Genomic DNA, 19,013 nt, shown 5'->3' with positions numbered 1-19,013 from the left:
ACTCCGATGACAGAACAGCCTTTCGATCACTGTTATTCCCAGATTTGTTGATTCCTTTATACAAGGGGAAATCCGGGAATAAGCGTATGCTTTCGATGCAGCTTTCTTTCGGAAAGCTTTTAGGCGCACGCTTCGCTTCTTCAGGCTTTTTCTGCCCTCTCCGTTATCGTGTAAATGTCTAGTTGGACATATAATTGCTTTGATTATTCTTTAATCAAGCGGCTTCGCTTGTTTTCTTCTCATCCTCGGACCAGCTTTGACGTGTCATGGTACCCCATGAGTTGTTGTTTTGCATGAACTGCACATGTCCCTGCAACCTCCACAATACGCCGAGCTGGTGGTAACCCACGAATTTCAGCGCGGAGTAGACCAGCATTTTGACCAGATCGGAGAGTTTGTTGTAACGCTTGAAAGCAATCTCCTCCAGGACAAGTGCGCCTACACTCAGCAGATAACCACTCACAAAGTTCAGCAGTCCGAACAGAACCAGAATCGGCCATTGCGTCATATCCAGAAGGACATATCCAGCGAGAGCCAGAAGTCCGGTAATCCGGAAATACGGGTTGAGCGCTTCAAAAAGGACGTTATATGGCATGGTCACCATACCCATAACCTTATATTTCGGATTGAACAACATGCCACGATTCTCGATCATGTTCTTCAGATTCCCGCGGCCCCAGCGCTTACGCTGACTGGACAAGATCCGGTAGGAATCCGGTGCCTGCGTCCAACATACGGCCTCAGGGCAGAAGGCAATGCGATATTTCAATTTGTTTTCCAGCATGTAACGGTGAAGTTTGATGATGATGTTCATGTCTTCCCCAGGATAACCATCCCGGTATCCACCTACGGCGATAACAGCGTCCTTACGGAACATACCGAAGGCACCGGAGACAATGATCAGACCGTTCATGTGACTCCAGCCAATCCGTCCGCCCAGGAAGGCTTTGAGATATTCAATCGACTGGAACATGGGCCAGATCTTGCGTGGCAGCGATACATCTTGCACTGCTCCGTTTTCAATTTTGCAGCCATTGGCGATCCTTACATCTCCACCGATGGCTACCGTCTCTTCCGGATTCTCCATATACATCCGTGCCATGCGGATCAGAGCATCCTTTTCCAGCAACGAGTCAGCATCGATCGAAGAGATCAACGGATAGTGGGACAGGTTGATCCCGGCATTGAGGGAATCGGCCTTCCCGCCGTTTTCCTTGTCAATGACATACAGATCCGGGAACTCCGGATTATGGTAGATCCCACGAATTTTCTGACAGGCGATCTTGCCCCGAATCTTCGTATTGGGTACTGGCTTCAGACGATATTCTTTCAACAGGATATTCAGTGTCGCATCACTGGAGCCATCATTCACCACAATGACTTCATACGTTGGATAATTCAGCGTCATCAGACAGTTCACATTTTCAATAATCGTCAGTTCCTCGTTGTATGCCGGTACCAGCAGAGAAACCGAAGGCACCAGTTCCGAGCCTGACAATGTATTGTATTTGGAATAATGCGACCGCCGGAAGATCGTCCAGATGTTACGGAACGATAAGGCCAGAATGGAAAAATAGAGTGTATTTACAAAAACAACATAGTAGATTGCGACCATGCCGTAGATTAATAGTAGATCCCTAAGCAGTGTAATCCCCTCCTACCGTAGCGACACCTGTGCGCTTCTTGCTGGTTCTGTTCTCTCGTACAGGGCCAAAATAGCGATCGTACAGCAGTCTTTTTTTGTTATGTGCAATCATCTGCTCTACAGCTCTGTCATCGGTTCTCGTGTGCTGCATGGTACTCTCAATCTGCTGCATCGCAATCTCGCGCTCAGCAACTGTACCTTGCACCGCAGCCTGACACAGCGCTTCGAATCCCGGTTCACCGAGCTTGCTCAGACTCTCCGCACTGTTATATCGAACTCTCCAGTCTTCATCCCGAAGCGCTTTGCGCAGCAATGGAATGCTGCCAGATGCATGCTTGTAACCAAGCGCTTGTACCACTTCGGCGCGAACTTCCGGATCGGGGTCCTGGATCAGCTTCAGGATTGTCTCATCCCGGAGTGCCGGACTTGCGCTAAGATACAGCTTCACCGCCTCGGCACGTACATCCTGATGTTCTGCGCCTACCAGTCTGTCGAGTGCAGGCATCACTTCAGGTACAGCCTGTCCCCACATGGCAACCAGTCCGACTTTGACAAAATCAGGATTCCGGTCCTCCAGCAATTCAATTAGAATTCTGCTCGTATCCAGACTCGTTTCGAGCAGAATATCTGCTGCCAGATGGTGAATGGACTTACCTTTGGTTAACAGCAAGGCGAGCATGTCTTTCAGTTCACCTTGCCGAGTCGTACATCTGGAGATGGATCGACCAATCATAATGGCCATCGGGCCCGGTTTCTCATCCTTCAGTAATTCCATCAAACCCGGAACGGCTTCGGGACAACGCATGCCACCCAAGCGATAAGCTGCATCAATCTGGCGACCATAACGCAAACGGCCCAGTTCCTTCAGATCATGCTCTACGAATCCTGCTTCACGGCACAGTGCGATTAATTTGTCGCGATACTCACCCTTGAACTGGTCGATCCATTCAATCAGTCTGTCCTGAATGACTCTGCGTTCCAGCGGAGCCAGTTTGCCTGGTGGCAATCTGAGTGGACTATTCTCAGTCAAGGCTGTTTGCAGATAGGTGAAATAGTCACGCTGCTTCAATTCATAAAATGCCGTCTTACGTCGTTTGCCATTGTGGGACATTTTCATGGCAAACAATACGATGACGCCTACAACAACAAGTGCGATACAGATGTACAAAAACAGATAGGCCAAAGCCAAACTTGGAAACATGTGAAAAGGTCCTCCTTTATACTCATTTATTCGATCTGAAAACTAGGAATTTCTTCATAACTCTTCTTCATTTTTTCGTAGCTTAGCTTCAGGCGTTCACTATACTGCACCTGCTCCCAAGGCTGCCAGCTATATACCGGCAATGTATTCAGATCCAGAGTCGTCTGTTCACCCCCAGGCCAAGATACTTTCTTCGTGGCGCGGTCCGTTAACCACGGAATGAGGGTAACGCCTTCCACAGCAACTGTGGAGAACTCACGTCCATTCTTGAGCGGTCCATAGTCGATCGCTTGCAGCGAACTCGGATCACCGAACCCAAGCAGCATCCAGGGAATTCGCATCTCCACTTGATTGCCATTATACTGCCATGCCGTTAATGAATCCGTATCAGGTTGGCCGGGAGCCGTCGTTCCTCGCTTCAATGTTCCGACCTTTTCATTCATGAACGGTTGAGCAGATCGGGTATCCGGCGGTGTCATCCTCAGGCTGACTGCCAGATTCCATGGGTGGAACGGATTATCTGCGGAATCTGACTGCTGATCTGGCAGCATATCGTATCCTTCTTTGCCGTACAGACGCTGATTAAAGTCATAATCCTTGGCAATCTCCACCTGTGATTCTTCATCCTGCCCCAGTGTAATCACTGTCTCAAGACCATCACTGAGTGTCCGGCCCGGGAGTAACTTGTCAGGCTGACTGCCTCCAGCAAGTGTATCTGTGCCAATTCGCAGCACTGTCTTCTCCGAGTCAAACGGTTGATCCAAGGTCAGCCCAATATACAGATAGGCTTCATCATGAGTCATCTTCATTTCCTGAATGCCGTCCACTTGGCCCTGCCAGGTCGTGACCTCTTCAACCTTCAGATCATCCCAGTCATCCAGTGATCCGTCGATGGTCAACTGTTCCTGTTTACCCGGGTCCATGGCAAGCAGACCAAACATCTTCTCGTTTGTCAGCACGTTCAACCAATATGCACGGCGATCAGCCGGGATTTCCAGTGGCATCGTGTTCCATGTTTTTTTGAACCATTCATCCTGCCACATGAACACAATTGCTCCCGAGTATCCTTCATCATAGATATCCTGCGTCAGTGACGCGTCGATATCTCCCTGCTCTACTTCGTTATGTCCACCCTGATTCCGTCCTCCCATACCCAGATGGGAAATACCAAGAGAAGAGGGTACGCCATACTCTGTAATCATTACAGGCATATCGGAAAACTCGGCTTTCAGCTTGCGCAGATAACTTTTGTACGTGTTGTACTCACCGTTCTCATCCTTGATGGTTTGGAGCGTTTTATCAATATGGAACAGATCCGGGTAATACGGGTACACATGGTAGGCTACAAAATAACCTCCCTGCCACGCCTCCGGCTGAATATGTCGGGCATCCACACTGACGAGATCCTCTTCATACAGCGGCTCGCCGGGATGATCCAGCACATCGGTCGTTACCCAGTTGGTGAAGGTCATCGGATGTTCCCACCCATACTTCTTCTCCAGGACCGCCGTATGATCCAGCAGCTCTGCGAGCCAGTTCTCGAACGGTGATGCTTCTGGACTCGCCGAGAAATGAACTCCCTTGTATTGCGGTACGTCCGCATGTTTTGCGTTTGTGTTGTCTACCATCGCCGGGTCCCATTCCGTCCCCACATGCCAGGCCATCAGGTATTTTCCAGCATTCGTTTTGTATTTGCCGCTGGACTCTCCCTGCTTGGCAGGAATGTCCGCATCGCCATAGACAGCAGATACGGCCTTTTCAATCTCCTGCTTGAACGTCTGCTCAATATGGGATGCATAGGCATCCTGTTTCTCAATCAGCTCTTCTTCAGGTGACCATATGCCCTGTATAAAATATAACGGTTGCTCCCGGCCGCGGTTATATTCGACTAATGCGGAGTAGAAAATCGGTTCGTGAACCGTGTATACCCGGATTACATTGGCTCCCAGATCCTCGATCTGCTGGAACCACCGCAAGTAATCCTCTTTGGTCAGCGGGAATTCTCCCGGGTAATGCCCCGGTGAAGTTGCGCCCAGGTTGACACCTTTGACGAACATCTCCCTCCACGTTCCATCTGGCCCGTATTCCATGAACCGGTCTCCATCGGTCTTGAATTTCATCTCCGTGCCGTTCTCCGCTGTGTACGTAACGAGCTTGGGTTGCATATAGTGCCATCCGGCAAATATCCCACCGGTCACCACCACTGCTCCTGTCAACACCGTTAATAGCCAGCGTCTTCGTCTTTGTCTGCTCATGTCTTTAGATTGCTCACCTCTCTAATATGCATCCTGCTTCAACATCGAATGGTCCAACATGAAGTTTACGAATCATTCCGCTTCGGATGTCCGCTTGGTAGAGATGTCAGCGGTGTAGTTCTCACTATAGCGCTAAGACTCTGCATTTGTATCTAGGCTGATGGAAGCAAACATGAAATGGAACATTCTGCCCATGATTCGTAAAAAGGTCCGTCAACTACTACTCGGAAGCCTCTGGGATACCTCTGATTCCCAAACACTAATAATTGCTCGAATTGCATGGATTAGATGCCTGCTGATCTTGCACTTCTGGAACCTTTATTGTTATGTGCAACGCGGGTACAGGCAACGTTTGCCGTTTGAACACATACCCCATTAAACGCGAGTCATATGTTAAAGTTGCGGACCTTTTTACAGTATTAACCATAAAGATTACAAAATTGATACTATAGTCCGATAACGCATCAGCGATATTCCGCGTCACATCAAGGTTTTCTGAAAAATGCAGAAAATCAAAAAAGGACATCAGTCCCCCTCTATAGGACTGTGCCCATTTATAACCCTTTTACAAAAACCCAAATGAACGCCCGGTCATCACCCGGAAGTCATGGATCTCTCACATTAAATGTAAAAAAGCACATCTTATTTCCTAATTTCTGCCTCTAATATGGCTAACCCATAATTGTGTCCAATTTGCAAAATAATTCCGGTTGCCGCATTTCGAATTGTCGGATATGCTTATAAAACAAGAACACTTGTTCCATACTGTAAATAAACTGTTAATTATCGATGTTCAAATGAAAATAATTGCTTCTTAACATAAGAGCTTAGCATCACGAATAAGGAGAGAAGTCTTATGCCCCGCCAAGACAGACGTGTCATCATGCTGGCAGACTGCCAGTCATTCTATGCCAGTGTGGAGAAGTCTGCACATCCCGAATACAAGGACCGCCCCCTCGTAGTCGCGGGAGATCCGGCGCGCCGTTCGGGTATTATTCTTGCGGCCTGTCCACTCGCCAAGTCCTATGGAATTACGACAGCAGAACGACTGGGCGAAGCGCTCGCCAAATGTCCGGATGTTGTTGTTGTTCGCCCCCGGATGGCCGAGTACATTCGGGTGTCCCTTCATATTACGCGTATCCTTCAGTCTTACACCGATCTGGTGGAACCCTATAGTATTGATGAACAGTTTCTCGATGTCACCGGAAGCCTGGATCTGTTCGGCAGTCCCGAGACGATTGCGCGCAGCATTCAATCGAGGGTGATGGATGAGACGGGTGTGTATATTCGAATCGGTATCAGTGATACCAAGGTCGTTAGCAAGATGGCCTGTGATCTATATGCCAAAAAAGTCCCTGGCGGCATCTGCACGTTGCCTCGCAAAGATCTGCCGTCCACCATCTGGCAGAAGCCTGTACGAGACATGTTCATGGTAGGTTCCCGCATGGCGCAGCATCTCTATAAAATGGGGGTCCATACGATTGGTGATCTGGCCCAGACCCCTCTGTCCCGACTGAGAGAACGTTGGGGTGTGAATGGCGAGGTACTGTGGCGTATCGCCCGTGGTATTGACGATTCCCCGGTCAAACCTGGGACCTATGCTCAGCAGCAGCAGGGGATCGGACATCAAATGACGCTGCCCCGGGACTATGACTCCTGGGAAGATATCAAAGTGGTACTGCTTGAACTGGCGGAACTCGTCAGTCGACGTTCCCGGGACAAATCACTCATGGGCCATGTGGTCTCGGTTGGATGTCGCGGACAGGATTATGATCGACCAACCGGTTTCTCCCGCCAGATGAAGGTGAATGAACCCACCAACATTACGGATGAAGTATACGATGCGGCAGCAGCTCTGTTCCTGCGCCATTGGGACGGATTACCCATCCGCCGCATCAGCGTGTCATTGACCGGACTTGTACCCGATTCCGAAGTGCAGCTGTCCTGGTTCGATGATCGTGAACGCAAAAGAGAACTGGAACGTGCCACGGATGATATCAAGCGCAGGTACGGAGATACCGCCATTATGCGGGCATCTTCCCTCTGCTCGTCCGCGCAAGCCCATGAACGTTCTCATAAAATTGGAGGTCATTATAAATGAGTAAAAAATTGCAGCAAAACGGTATCTTCGAGTCCTCACGTATGATGCTCCCCGAACACCGGGAAGCCTACATCCTTCATCAGGAACAACTTGCTCCTCGTACCCGCCCATCTCTGGATGCCCAGGCCGCGGAAGAAATGTCCCGTTTGCTCAGCAACTCGATGATGCTTGGAGATAGGGTCACCATTACCGTGTTTCACGAACATGACGATATCCGTTACACGGGGCAAGTGCTTCGAATGGACCGTCCGGCCCGTACCCTCAGACTGCTGATGGAAGATCGGGCCCGGGATATTCAGATGAACCTCATTACAAATGTGTCCCTAGCCAATGACTGAAGGGAGATATACCCACCCCGATGTTGTGGATATTCCATGATAGATGCAGCATAGCCATTTGCCATGCAGGACTGTCTTCCTACACTTCCAGGTGAATACCAAAAGCAGCCGACGAGACATATCCAGACCATTCACTTCGTTCTAAAGAAGCAAAATATCAGATATGTGATTCATCGGCTACATATAAGGGTATGACTTTTTTTTCTGAAAAACTTCTTAGAAAAAGCTCCAGTCGAATTCCTTGGACAGACGCTCCAGCAGATGCACGCCGGCAATACTATTGCCTTTGCGATTCAGAGCCGGGCCAACAAGACCTATGCCGAATTGTCCCGGTACAAGGGTCAATATCCCTCCGGATACTCCACTTTTAGCGGGCAAACCAACCTCGATGGCAAATTCGCCCGATGCATTATACATACCACAGGTGGTCATGAAGGTTTTGGCAATCTGAACATAGCGACGAGGGATGAGTTCTTCTCCCGTAATTGGATCTGTTCCATTATAGGCCAGAACGAGTGACATTCGAGACAGATCTGCACACGTCACTTCAATGGAGCAATGACGGAAATACACGGCAAGCACGTCTTCAACGTCATCCTTAATGACCCCGTTGTGCTTCAAAAAGTAGCCAAGTGAACGATTCATATGACCGCTCTCCGATTCGGACTGGAATACCTCTTCGTTATAGCCCAGCTGATCATTATTCGCCAGTTTGCGGAAAAACTCCAGAATGCGGCGTGATTTCTCTTCCTTACAGTCTCCTCCAACAAGCGAGGACACCGTAATCGCACCCGCATTAATCAGTGGATTAAATGGAATACCGGGTTCAACCAATTCAAGCTTGATCATCGAATCGTAATCGTCGCCTGTAGGTTCTTTTCCTACATTAAAGAAAACTGCTTCTTCCCCATGATCCATCAGGGCCAGAATAAGGGTAAATACTTTGGAGATACTTTGCATCGTAAATGGGACACCGCAATCCCCTGCCGACACATGGTTCCCTTCGGCGTCCATGATATGTATACCAAGCTCATCCTGAGAGGCTTTGACAAGCTCCGGGATATAAGAAGCCACCTTACCTTGCCCGGTGTGCAAACGACTGGTCTCCAGCCACTCCGGCAGTAATGCATTCAGACGTTCCATGGTTGAATTGCTCATATGTCATCTCCTCCACATCTCTATATAAGCAAGCATCTTGCATGAAATGTGCATGGTGAACCCATGTACATGATGATAATGAGTTCTAGCCCTCTCATGCAAGATGCCCTATGTTATCTGATTACCCTCAGAACAGTTCCTTTACCGCTTCGTTTGAAGATTTAACTCCAAAATCTCACCAGGAAGACCATCGTAATCACCTGTCCAGGTGGATACAAAGTTCTGTCTGGTCAAGATCCGGCGGGAAGCAGCGTTACCCGGATCGATAACTGCATAGAGGGATCCAATCCCTGCGGCTTGTGCCTGAATAATCAACCGTGACGCTATGGATGTGCCTTGACCTTTGCCCCAATGTTCAGGCAGGATCATGTAACCTATCTCAGCCTTGGTCGGGTCCTCCTGATCCGGAATCAATTTGGCATATGCCACACCGGCACCATCTTCACTAAATACCCGGTAATGTCCGCAAGTGGAACGCTCATTAAACTCCAGCATGGACTCAAATTGCGTTCTCGCCTCTTGCTCAGGTATTGCACGTTCTGTAATCTGTTTCATTACTTCCATATTGGAAACCAATGCATAATAATCATCAAAATCAGGTTGTGTGTATTTAATGAACTTCATGATGTGCCTCCTCTGGGGTACATAACTTATCTTGGTCTTGTTGAATTCACCTAGAGTATAACAGATGCGAATGATGGAATGCACACAAGGCAACACGCTTGCAGGCAGCCAGATGATCCGATAGGCCAACTAAGTCAGCAATCTGACCACTGTAGATACCAAAAAGCGGCCTCAACTGGAGACCGCTTTGTTTACTTTGTTTTTTAATTTACTTTTTAAGATGAAGAAATATCCTCAGTTCCGTACTTCCAGTACATGTTGTTAGCTTGCCCGTGATGAAGGGTTAAGGTTCATCTGTTTTTCACGTTGACGTGCACGACGACCTTCACCTGGAGGGGTAATGATCAGTGCGAGCAACAGCGAGACAGCGCAGAGTACAGCAATCACGATGAAGGTTAGATGGAATCCGCCCAGCAGGGCGCTGATGAATGATCCAGCCAAAGCACCAAATCCAAATCCCTGATAGATGACGCCATAGTTTTTGCTCTGATTTTTCAATCCGAAGTAATCGGCCACAATCGCTGGGAATACCGTAATGTTACCGCCAAAGCAGAATGCAACGGCCGCCACACAGGCGAAGAAGATCCCGAAGGTCAGTGGAACCAGACTAAGTGTCATGACAGCTACGGCTGTAACCAGCAGCGCACCAGCGATGACTTTCATTCGTCCTACTTTATCCGACAGCGCACCGAGAATAATACGTCCTGCCGTGTTAAAGATTGCAACCATGGCCACTGCGTTCGCAGCGGTAGCTACATCAAGACCTGCAAGCTGTACACCGATATCTTTGACAATACCGATCAGGTACAGACCGCTCATACACGCCGTGAAGAAAATAACAAACAGCATGTACGCTTCTTTTGTACGCAGCATCTCTTTCACCGTGTAATCATGACGTGCTACGACTTGTTTGGATCCTTCCTTGCTTGCCGGAGCCTGTTCACGAACAACCGCTTCACGGATCAGGAATGATCCCGCAACGACCAGAACCAGAACGATAATACCCCAGTACATAAATGCCTGAGCAGGACCAACAGCACCAATCAATGCCGAATTCACATATTTGAACAATAAACTACCGGTACCAAAGGCGCCGACCGAGATCCCCGAGATCAGACCTTTACGCTCCGGGAACCATTTGATCAGATTAGACAGCGACGTAATGTACGCCGTACCGTCTGCAAAACCAACGACAAATCCAGCCAAAATGTACAGCAGTGTTAACGAGGTGACTTGGGAACTCAGAATAAGACCCAGCCCAAGCACAACCCCGGCTACACGGATCAGGCGCTGAAGACCCCAACGTTCCTGCAATCTTCCTGCAAACAATGTGGCAAAAGCCAAAGCAAAACTGGTAATTGAAAAAGTTATCGCGACCGAGCTGACGTCCCATCCGAAACGATCAGACAGCGGTTGATTAAATAAACTCCAAGTATAGATGGTTCCAAGACCCATTTGTACAATGATGGTCCCCAACACAATAAGCCAGCGGTTCATTTTTGTAGGTGCAGATGTTGATTCAGGTGTTGATGAAACGGATGAAATTGTTGCTTTCATCGTGATCTCCCCTTTGCCGATGTCATATACATGAATGCGTTCACAAGCTAATCATACATGAAAGGGGATTCATTACACCGTTTTGAGCATGAGTTGCATCAGATGCGGAATGAAATGCTTCTAGATGCGCATGAGTTGCCTGAATTCTTTGACCTTGCCACGACTCACGGGCACTTCAGCTTCCAAATCGCGCAGACGGAGCAGATACGTATTGTTGAACCAAGGTACAATTTCACGGATTTGCGACAGATTTACGACGTACGAACGGTGGCAGCGAAAGAACGTATCCTGTGGCAGACGGCTGTGAAAATCCGATATGCTCACTGGCATGGTGAACTCCCCATTTTTGGTATATACCTTCGTCACTTTCTCTTGTGCTTCCGCATAGTAGATATCTGCCGTATCCGTAACAATAATATTGTCATTCCGCAGCAAATTAATTCTTCTATCTGTATGGGAATTCGTATCTCGTTCTCGTACCAGTTCACCATGCGCAGCAGATCCGTCCGCCGTAGGGGCTGGTCCATCCTCAACATGTTGCTCCACCGGCGCATGATCACGTTTGAATGCGAGCTCCAGCTTATGGAGCATTGCAGCAATTCGTTTCTCGTCATACGGCTTCAGAATATAATCAAATGCCTCCAACTCAAAGGCTTCCGCTGCATGTTCCTTATACGCCGTCGTAAATACAATGTAGGGTTTCGTTGCAAACTTCCCAATATGATGGGCCAGCATCATACCGTCCAGCGAGGGAATATTGATATCAAGGAAAATGACATCTACTTCTTGTTCCTGCAAAAATTTCAGTACATCCAGCCCGTCTTCAAGGCGGTCCACAACTTCAATCTGACTATGTTCCTGGATTAAATAATTCAATTCCTCACTTGCCAGAATCTCGTCTTCCACAATAAGAGCTCTCATTGATCCATCATCACCTTGTTACGACATCTCCTTTGGGCACATCAAATAAAATATCCGTTCCTTGTTCCAGCCTTGTAATGGTTACACCTTGTCCGTAGATAAGCTTGACCCGGCGATGCACATTATATAGCCCGATCTGGTTACCAGGCATGCGGTCATGGTAAACACGTTCAATTATATCTGCACTGATTCCTGCTCCTGTATCACTGACACTGATTCGCACAAACTCCGGATAATCCTGTACCCGAATTCGAACAGTCCCAGGTCCTTTGACCTTGAGAATGCCATGAATAATTGCATTTTCGACGAGCGGCTGGATAACAAGACTCGGAATATGCACCGCGACCTCATCAATGTCATAGATCACGTTAAGTCGGCTACCAAAGCGAGCTTTCTCAATCTCTACATAATTACGGACCTGCTCCAGTTCCTTATGAATATCAATTAACTCATCCGACAGCTCCAGATTGTAACGCATGTACCCCGATAGATTCACAATCAGCTCCCGCGCTCGATCCGGTTTGGTTCGGATGGACGAAGCAATCGCATTTAGCGCATTAAACAGAAAATGAGGATGAATGGTTGTCTGTAACGCACGTAGCTCCGCTTTGTTGGCAGCAGCCTTGATCTCTTCTACCCGCGATACTTCCATCTGGGTTGAGATGATCTGCGATAGACCTACAGCCATTGTTTGTAATGGATACGTAATTTTGTACGCTTTGCGATAATAAATTTTCAGCGCACCTGTAATGTCTCCTCGTTCTTTGAGCGGAATGATTAACAGCGAGTGGATATCGGGTGTTTTTTCATCAATCACATCATTACTGATCGTAATCTCCCCGCTGGATATCGTCTTCTTGGTCATCTCACTTATAATCTCATTACCGATATGATATCGTTCCTCACCAAATCCTACATACGCCAGTACATTCCGGGTATCCGTAATTGCAACCGCATCGGCCTGAATATCCTCCTGAATAATCCGGCAGATTTTACGCAGAGAATCCTCATCAATCGAACGGAAATAAGGCAAGGTTTTGTTTGCAATCTCCAGTGCCAGCTTCGCCTGACGAGCTGCAATCATTTCCTTTTCCCCTTCAACACTCTGCACCAAGAGCACAATCAGCCCAATGTTGACTTCACCCAGAATCATAGGAAGCGCAATCTGCGACACAATATCAGCACCCAGTGGATCGGGATAGGAAAATAGCAGGATTAATAACATCGTGAGCGCTTCACAGATCATTCCGGCACCAATACCGATAATCCATCGCTTGGGCTTGGGCGTGTACTTATGTATATATCCGGAGACCAGACCCGCCAGGATACTTGTGATCAGACACGGTATAGCTGTGACTCCATCCATATCAATCAAATACCGATGTACCCCTGAAACAATCCCCGTAATAATACCCACAGGCGCTCCGAACAAAATACCACCCGATAACACGGCGATGATCCGTACATTCACCAGTGAACCTTCAACATTAATGCCCGTATATGTCCCGAAAATGGCAAAAGCACAGAATAACAAGGTAACCGCAATAGACTCCTGCCACCTTAATTTCCCCTTTTGCAGAATCTGCCTAAACCTTGGCACCCTCGACAGAAAGAATAAAAATATAATCAACAGCGCCGCCCGTTCAAATAAACCTAGCAGCATCGTAAACATTTCCAATCGTACTTCCTCCACATCTGTTTGAAAAATAAAATGCATACCGACACAGCCACGCCTTTTTGACTTAAAATCCAGGACATTAATCCATAAGGCTCGTATGCTCGTATGCTCGTATGCTCGTATGCTCGTATGCTCGTATGCTCGTATGCTCGTATGCTCGTATGCTCGTATGCTCGTATGCTCGTATGCTCGTATGCTCGTATGCTCGTATGCTCGTATGCAACAGTTTACCGCTCCCCCCGGAGGAAAGCAAAGTCCATCCTGTGAAAATACATCAACTATATTGCACCAAGCACACCATAGTTCACCTTAACTTCTATGAAAATATCCGACTTCAGAAAAACCTATGTTATAATTAGTTGTCATGTTATTCCAATTATTGAGTGAAATTAATTACAGAAAGGTGTTCATGCATGCTTGCAATTCTACTTTTAGGTTTGCTTCTGCTTTTTAGTTTTCTATGGTTTACCCTATACTTTATCTCCAAACGAAGCCATCATCTCGATTGCTCATCGGCGATTGTCCTGCGAATAATCTTAAGCATCTCAACTCTGACACTCATCGTTCAAGTCTACAACCTTAAAGGAAACCCATATAACTTTATTTTAATATTCGTATTTATCGCTTCATTAATAGCCACTCGTTCTTTTAACGGTACGAACAAAAACAGATAAATAAAAACAATAGGCATGGCTGGCTCTATAGTTCAATCCTGAAACTAATCCAAAAAGGCCAACCAGACGTACCTGATTGACCTCAAGTCCAAAATTCATGAAAAATTTCGCCTGATAAAATAACTTGGTGTGCAGCTCCAAGCATGGCAATAACTGTTGACCAAATTGCTGCCATAAGGAGAATACGTTTTGTCGTCCGGGTCGTAGAGCTCCCAGAAAGTGTCCGCTCCATCCTTCAGCATACCGCCCCAATACCTTCGGATCTGCTCCAGTGCCTGCTCCTTTTCCCCACACATTATTAATGCATCAACATAATGATGAACCATGTACGGCGTGGTCATGCCAATAGCTTCTTCGTTACTCATTAACCGATCAAGTAATTGCCGGGAAGCTGGAGCATCCATGACCTCAGCCAGTACCATCCATACTTGCGATGCCCAGGATACCTGTCTTTTTTCACCACTGACGAAAAAGCCCTGCTCACCATCCCACAGATATGTGTGGGCTGCTTGCTCAGCGTCTTTGATGTGTGCGTTAATCCATTGCTCATACTCCGGCAACTCTAGTTCTTTGGCAATCGACCTTCCCCTTTTCATACTATAGATGAGAACTGCCTGAGCACCGGCCTGTTTATTTAGTTCTTCATGCCAGTCCAGAAAACAATACCATGTATCGTCATCCCTTACGATGCCCCGCTCATCAAGTCGTTTAAGCCCAATCTCAATCTGTTCTCTAGCCACCGGCCAAAGTTCTTCCAACGTTTCCCTGTCCTTGGTAGCTTCAAAATAGTCCCATAATGTCGCAATAAAGAACAACGCATAGTCATATAGGTAAATGTCGTCCACGTACGGTTCTGGTTGTTCGTACAAACAGGCTCCTACCTGGCCGCCTTCCAGTCTCGTTCCGGCAAAGAGATACAAACAGCGCTTGACGAGATCATTACAGCCGAATGTTTCATAATTGACGAGGGCCTGAAGGCGAAGATCTCCGATCCATAAACGTCGATCGCGCTTCGGTCCATCTTCGAATACCGTCTGCATGCAATCCCGGAGTGTCTTCACGGACACGCGATCTATTTCCAGCAGCTCCTTGTCGATACCTTCAGGCAATTGAGGTACTGCCCCTATGTCTGCTGAAGTCACCGTCAAGCAATATATATCGTTAATTCGAATATCGTAACGGATCGACGTTTCTACCACCTCGATTTTCAGATACCGAAAGGCATATCGACGGTTCAGTGTTAGCGTGCCAGGTAACACATCCATAGTCACGATCTCGTCCTGAAGCCATGAACGGCTAAGCCAGCCCGAATATTCTGCAAAATTCTCACCGACCTCACAGGGCATTTCTCCAAATGTGAGCTTCAACCTGAGAGGTGCATCTGCATTGCTGCGTTCGTTAAGAAGCGACAAGGTCAGATAACCGACGAGATGCTCCCCGAAATCCAGCGTAACACTGTCTCCCTTGCACAACACTTGATCAGATAGTTGTTCTGCTAAGCCGAGTGGTTCGATACGCCACCCCTGAAAAGCCGACGCATCCGGAACTGCGCTCACGATATGTTCCGGATAGACCTTTTGCTGGTGAAGCTCCGGCATTAGACGCTGTGCTTTTTCCAGCCAGGCATTGTTTATCACTTTTTCATTCATTGCAGTGTCCTCCTTAACCTTTGACCGCCCCAACGGTCATACCACCGATAAAATATTTTTGCAGGAACAAGAACGCCAGCAGCAACGGTAGTGCGCACAGAAAGCACGCTGCAAACAGGACATTCCACTGCGTGGGATTTTGCTGATCGCCCAAAAATCCGAGCATGGCCAGTGGTAACGGTGAATCTCCTGCGCTGGAAATAAAGATCATATTGAAGAAATAATCGTTCCAGATCCAGACACCTTGTGTAATAATGACCGAAACCGTTACCGGAATGAGTAAGGGGAACACGACGGTCCAGAACCGTTGGAATAATCCCGCCCCGTCGATGTGCGCCGCTTCTTCTACCTCCTCAGGCACACCGCTTCGAATGAAGCCCGTGTACAGGAAAGTTGAAAACGGCAAACTGCACGTAATGAACATGAAAATAGGCGTATATTGATTTGTTGGAATATGCAGTGCATTGATCATTTGCACGATCGGTATCAATACCATTTGCGCAGGTACCACGAGTCCGGACAAAAAAAACAAATACATGAACTTGCTTAGCTTTGTTTTCAAACGGGCCATCGGGTAGGCCGCCATCGCCGCAAACAGGACAACGAACACGACTGATACGCCGGTTAACACCACGCTGTTCCATAGCGCTTCCGGAAAGTGCATGCGGTCGAAGGCAGCCTTGTAACTTGCAAAGGACATCTCCCGGAACAGGACCAGCGGATTTGTGTTGTTGCTTGGATCTCGGAGTGATGTCGAAAAGGCAATAATTAACGGAATCAGGTTTAACGCCATCACCAACAACACAACGACCTGAACGGACCCTTTCCCCAAAACTTTACGAAGCGTCATGCCGACACCTCCCGTTTGTTCATTTTCAGGACAAAAACAGCGGTAATGACGATAATCACGGCAAAGGAAATAACGCCAAGAGCCGAAGCTTTACCAAAGAGTTGTTCGGTAAATGCCATCTTGTAGATGGTATAAATCAGTGTGTTGGTAGCCGTGCCGGGACCGCCATTCGTCATGATAAACGGGAAGTCGAACGCTTTGAGTCCATTGATCAAACTTAACGTCACGTTAATTGTAATCGCTGTTGCCAGTAATGGAATCTTCACATGTCGCAGCAATCTCCATGAGCCGCAGCCATCAATCCGTCCTGCTTCCAAAAGGTCGCTTGGAACAGTCTGTAGTCCTGCAAGGAAGATAATCATTGTCGTTCCGATCGTCTTCCAGATCTCCACGAAGATAATAGAATACAGTGCGGTCGAGTAGTCACCCAGGAAATTCAGTTCATTTGCGATACCCAGTTTATCGAGAAAGGAAGAAATCAGCCCGTAATCCGGCATATAGACGTAGCTCCACAAAAAGCCGACGACAATCGCACTGAACAATGTGGGAATATACGCCAGGGAACGGTAAATCCCGGTTCCTCTTATTTTCATATTTAACAGCAAAGCCATTGCCAAACCGATGATATTGCCAGCTATGACGGTGACGAATGTATAGATCAGTGTATTTTTTAAAGAAATGCCTAGGATGTCGCTCCGGAACAATTCCTTATAGTTGTCGAAACCGATATAGTTATAGGCTTGGGCGTACCCGTTATAGTCCGTTATACTGTACTGGAACAACCGCAGGATCGGGAAGATCCAGAAGGTCAGGTAGAAGATCAATGCCGGCAAAGCAAACCAGTACATGGACTTTTTCATTACAGTAGAGCTCATCCTGCTCCATCCTTTCCAAGAGGGCCTGCGGCAAGGGAGAAGGACAATCATTCTCCCCTTTACAGCAGACAGCATCGTTTTGTTCTAGTTTTTCCACAGCTCTCTAAACTTGGTTTCCATGGCGTTTGCCACATCTTCTGGTGTTGTTTTCTGTCTAGCAATAATCTCGGCAAACTTTGCTTGCATGACGTCCGATACTCCTGCTGGCCACATCTGGTTGCTGAAGTAGATGGAATTTCCAGTTTGTTGATAATTGTCATTCACTTCCTTGAACAATTCATTTTCAAGTTCTACGTCCTTATACACGCTGATGGAACTGTTGGCTTCCACAAATGCTTTGAACAGATCGGATTCACCATCGAACAGGTAGTTCAGTACTTCCTTGGCTGCATCCAGGTTTGCCGATTTGGCGTTCAAAGCGTATCCGGCAGATGTTGCAGCAGATACAAACACCGGCTGTTCCGGCTCGTTACCTGGCAATGAAGCGAATCCGCGAGTAAATTCGGCAGCGCCTTTGGACGTCATGGAGGCATAATCCCATGTTCCCGTAAAGGTCATGGCTGCTTTCCCGTCGATAAACAACTGTGCAGATTGGGCACTGCCAATACCAAGCGAGTTTTTAACGACGTAGTTGTTATCATAGAGCTCTTTGTATTTCGATATCGTTTGAACCCACTTTGGATCAGTCAGCGATTTTTCGCCGTTCTGCAGTTTGACATCAAAATCCAGCTCATTCGGATACACGACATTGGCTGCAATCGGATACATACCAAATTGGATCATCCAAGGGTCCTTGTCACCCATTGCAATTGGTGTTACGCCCGCTGCCTGCAACTTTTGGCATAAGTCCAGGAACGAAGGCCAATCCTTCGGAAACTCGGAATATCCGGCCTGCTGTAACAACTCCTTGTTGTAATAAACGCCGAGGAAGTCTAGTCCTTTGGCCACTCCATAAGGTTTTCCCTCATAGGACATATCTGCCTTCGCACCTTGGCTGATGTTGTCCCAGAACTTCAGATCGGATAGATCAGCAGCAAATCCTGCCTTTGCGAAATCATTGACGCCGCCAGCTGCATTCTTTGGAAAAATCAAGAACATATCCGGCCCCTGTCCAGCCGCAAGCTTGGTACGTACGGATGTATTGTACTGATCATCAGGCAATTTCTGCACTTCAAGGGTAATGTTCGGAAACTTCTCTTTTACCAGACGCGGCAAGATTTCCAACTCGAAATCCTCTCCATCAGACGCCTTGTTTCCCGATAGCATCATCGTCAACGTAATCGGCTTTCCTGATTCATCTGAACTCCCGTTGCTAGTATCCGTACCGCTCCCCTCCTGACTACCGGAGCTGCATGCGCTCAGAAACATCATGAGGAGTACCAAAGTTAAAGGCAACAATCGTTTTCTATTTTTCATCTTGTCATTCCCCCGATTCATGTTTATTCTTGCTTTGTGCACATTCTCATCATACGGTGGGCAAAAGTGCA

At 47.6% G+C, this 19,013-nt stretch carries 14 protein-coding genes; 2 read left to right on the top strand and 12 right to left on the bottom strand.

All coding sequences use genetic code 11. The features are described 5' to 3' along the window. Positions 1-214 precede the first annotated feature (214 nt). From MKY28_RS05890 to MKY28_RS05880, 3 genes are read right to left on the bottom strand one after another with little or no spacing between them, the layout of a single operon-like run. On the bottom strand, positions 215-1,615 hold the full coding sequence (locus MKY28_RS05890; protein ID WP_179088526.1) for a glycosyltransferase family 2 protein: 1,401 nt from the start codon (positions 1,613-1,615) through the stop codon (positions 215-217). A 22-nt stretch (positions 1,616-1,637) separates the two neighbouring features. Next, on the bottom strand, positions 1,638-2,846 hold the full coding sequence (locus MKY28_RS05885; RefSeq protein ID WP_036614555.1) for a HEAT repeat domain-containing protein: 1,209 nt from the start codon (positions 2,844-2,846) through the stop codon (positions 1,638-1,640). 26 nt (positions 2,847-2,872) lie between these two features. Then, on the bottom strand, positions 2,873-5,101 hold the full coding sequence (locus MKY28_RS05880; RefSeq protein ID WP_340935295.1) for a hypothetical protein: 2,229 nt from the start codon (positions 5,099-5,101) through the stop codon (positions 2,873-2,875). A gap of 856 nt (positions 5,102-5,957) precedes the next feature. Between MKY28_RS05880 and MKY28_RS05875 the strand changes: the two genes are divergently transcribed. Beyond that, positions 5,958-7,202: a DNA polymerase IV gene (locus MKY28_RS05875; protein ID WP_340935294.1), complete on the top strand. Its 1,245-nt coding sequence runs from the start codon at positions 5,958-5,960 to the stop codon at positions 7,200-7,202. Continuing rightward, positions 7,199-7,540 (top strand): YolD-like family protein, encoded by a 342-nt coding sequence (locus MKY28_RS05870; protein ID WP_340935293.1) that lies wholly within the window; start codon positions 7,199-7,201, stop codon positions 7,538-7,540. The genes MKY28_RS05875 and MKY28_RS05870 overlap by 4 nt, the downstream gene beginning before the upstream one ends. A 216-nt stretch (positions 7,541-7,756) precedes the next feature. Here the strand turns inward: MKY28_RS05870 and glsA are convergent, their stop codons facing one another. From glsA to MKY28_RS05825, 9 genes are all read right to left on the bottom strand, one after another. Next, entirely contained in the window at positions 7,757-8,698 is a 942-nt protein-coding gene (gene glsA / locus MKY28_RS05865) for a glutaminase A (protein WP_017687474.1), read from the bottom strand. Positions 8,699-8,839: 141 nt separating this feature from the next. Continuing rightward, the gene (locus MKY28_RS05860; protein WP_091028682.1) at positions 8,840-9,322 is read right to left on the bottom strand and encodes a GNAT family N-acetyltransferase; all 483 of its coding nucleotides are present in this window, start codon (positions 9,320-9,322) and stop codon (positions 8,840-8,842) included. Positions 9,323-9,583: 261 nt separating this feature from the next. After that, positions 9,584-10,819, bottom strand: a complete 1,236-nt coding sequence (locus MKY28_RS05855) for an L-lactate MFS transporter (protein ID WP_074096973.1) — start codon at positions 10,817-10,819, stop codon at positions 9,584-9,586. A 180-nt stretch (positions 10,820-10,999) separates the two neighbouring features. Beyond that, complete coding sequence (locus MKY28_RS05850; RefSeq protein WP_047843671.1) at positions 11,000-11,800, bottom strand: LytR/AlgR family response regulator transcription factor; 801 nt, start codon at positions 11,798-11,800, stop codon at positions 11,000-11,002. A gap of 10 nt (positions 11,801-11,810) precedes the next feature. Next, the gene (locus MKY28_RS05845) at positions 11,811-13,463 is read right to left on the bottom strand and encodes a sensor histidine kinase (protein WP_036660169.1); all 1,653 of its coding nucleotides are present in this window, start codon (positions 13,461-13,463) and stop codon (positions 11,811-11,813) included. A gap of 784 nt (positions 13,464-14,247) precedes the next feature. After that, the gene (locus tag MKY28_RS05840; RefSeq protein ID WP_340935292.1) at positions 14,248-15,801 is read right to left on the bottom strand and encodes an alpha-L-rhamnosidase-related protein; all 1,554 of its coding nucleotides are present in this window, start codon (positions 15,799-15,801) and stop codon (positions 14,248-14,250) included. A gap of 13 nt (positions 15,802-15,814) precedes the next feature. Then, positions 15,815-16,651: a carbohydrate ABC transporter permease gene (locus MKY28_RS05835; protein ID WP_127545475.1), complete on the bottom strand. Its 837-nt coding sequence runs from the start codon at positions 16,649-16,651 to the stop codon at positions 15,815-15,817. Beyond that, positions 16,648-17,526, bottom strand: coding sequence for a carbohydrate ABC transporter permease (locus MKY28_RS05830; RefSeq protein ID WP_036614579.1), 879 nt, complete (start codon positions 17,524-17,526; stop codon positions 16,648-16,650). The genes MKY28_RS05835 and MKY28_RS05830 overlap by 4 nt, the downstream gene beginning before the upstream one ends. An 84-nt stretch (positions 17,527-17,610) precedes the next feature. Beyond that, positions 17,611-18,942 carry an ABC transporter substrate-binding protein gene (locus tag MKY28_RS05825; RefSeq protein ID WP_340935290.1) on the bottom strand — a complete coding sequence of 444 codons (1,332 nt, stop codon included), beginning with the start codon at positions 18,940-18,942 and terminating at the stop codon, positions 17,611-17,613. Positions 18,943-19,013: the final 71 nt, after the last annotated feature.

The organism is Paenibacillus sp. FSL R5-0473, from assembly GCF_038004565.1.
GTDB lineage: Bacteria > Bacillota > Bacilli > Paenibacillales > Paenibacillaceae > Paenibacillus > Paenibacillus amylolyticus.
The sequence above is the reverse complement of the archived record's forward strand: the minus strand, read 5'-3'. Positions and strand labels throughout refer to the sequence as shown.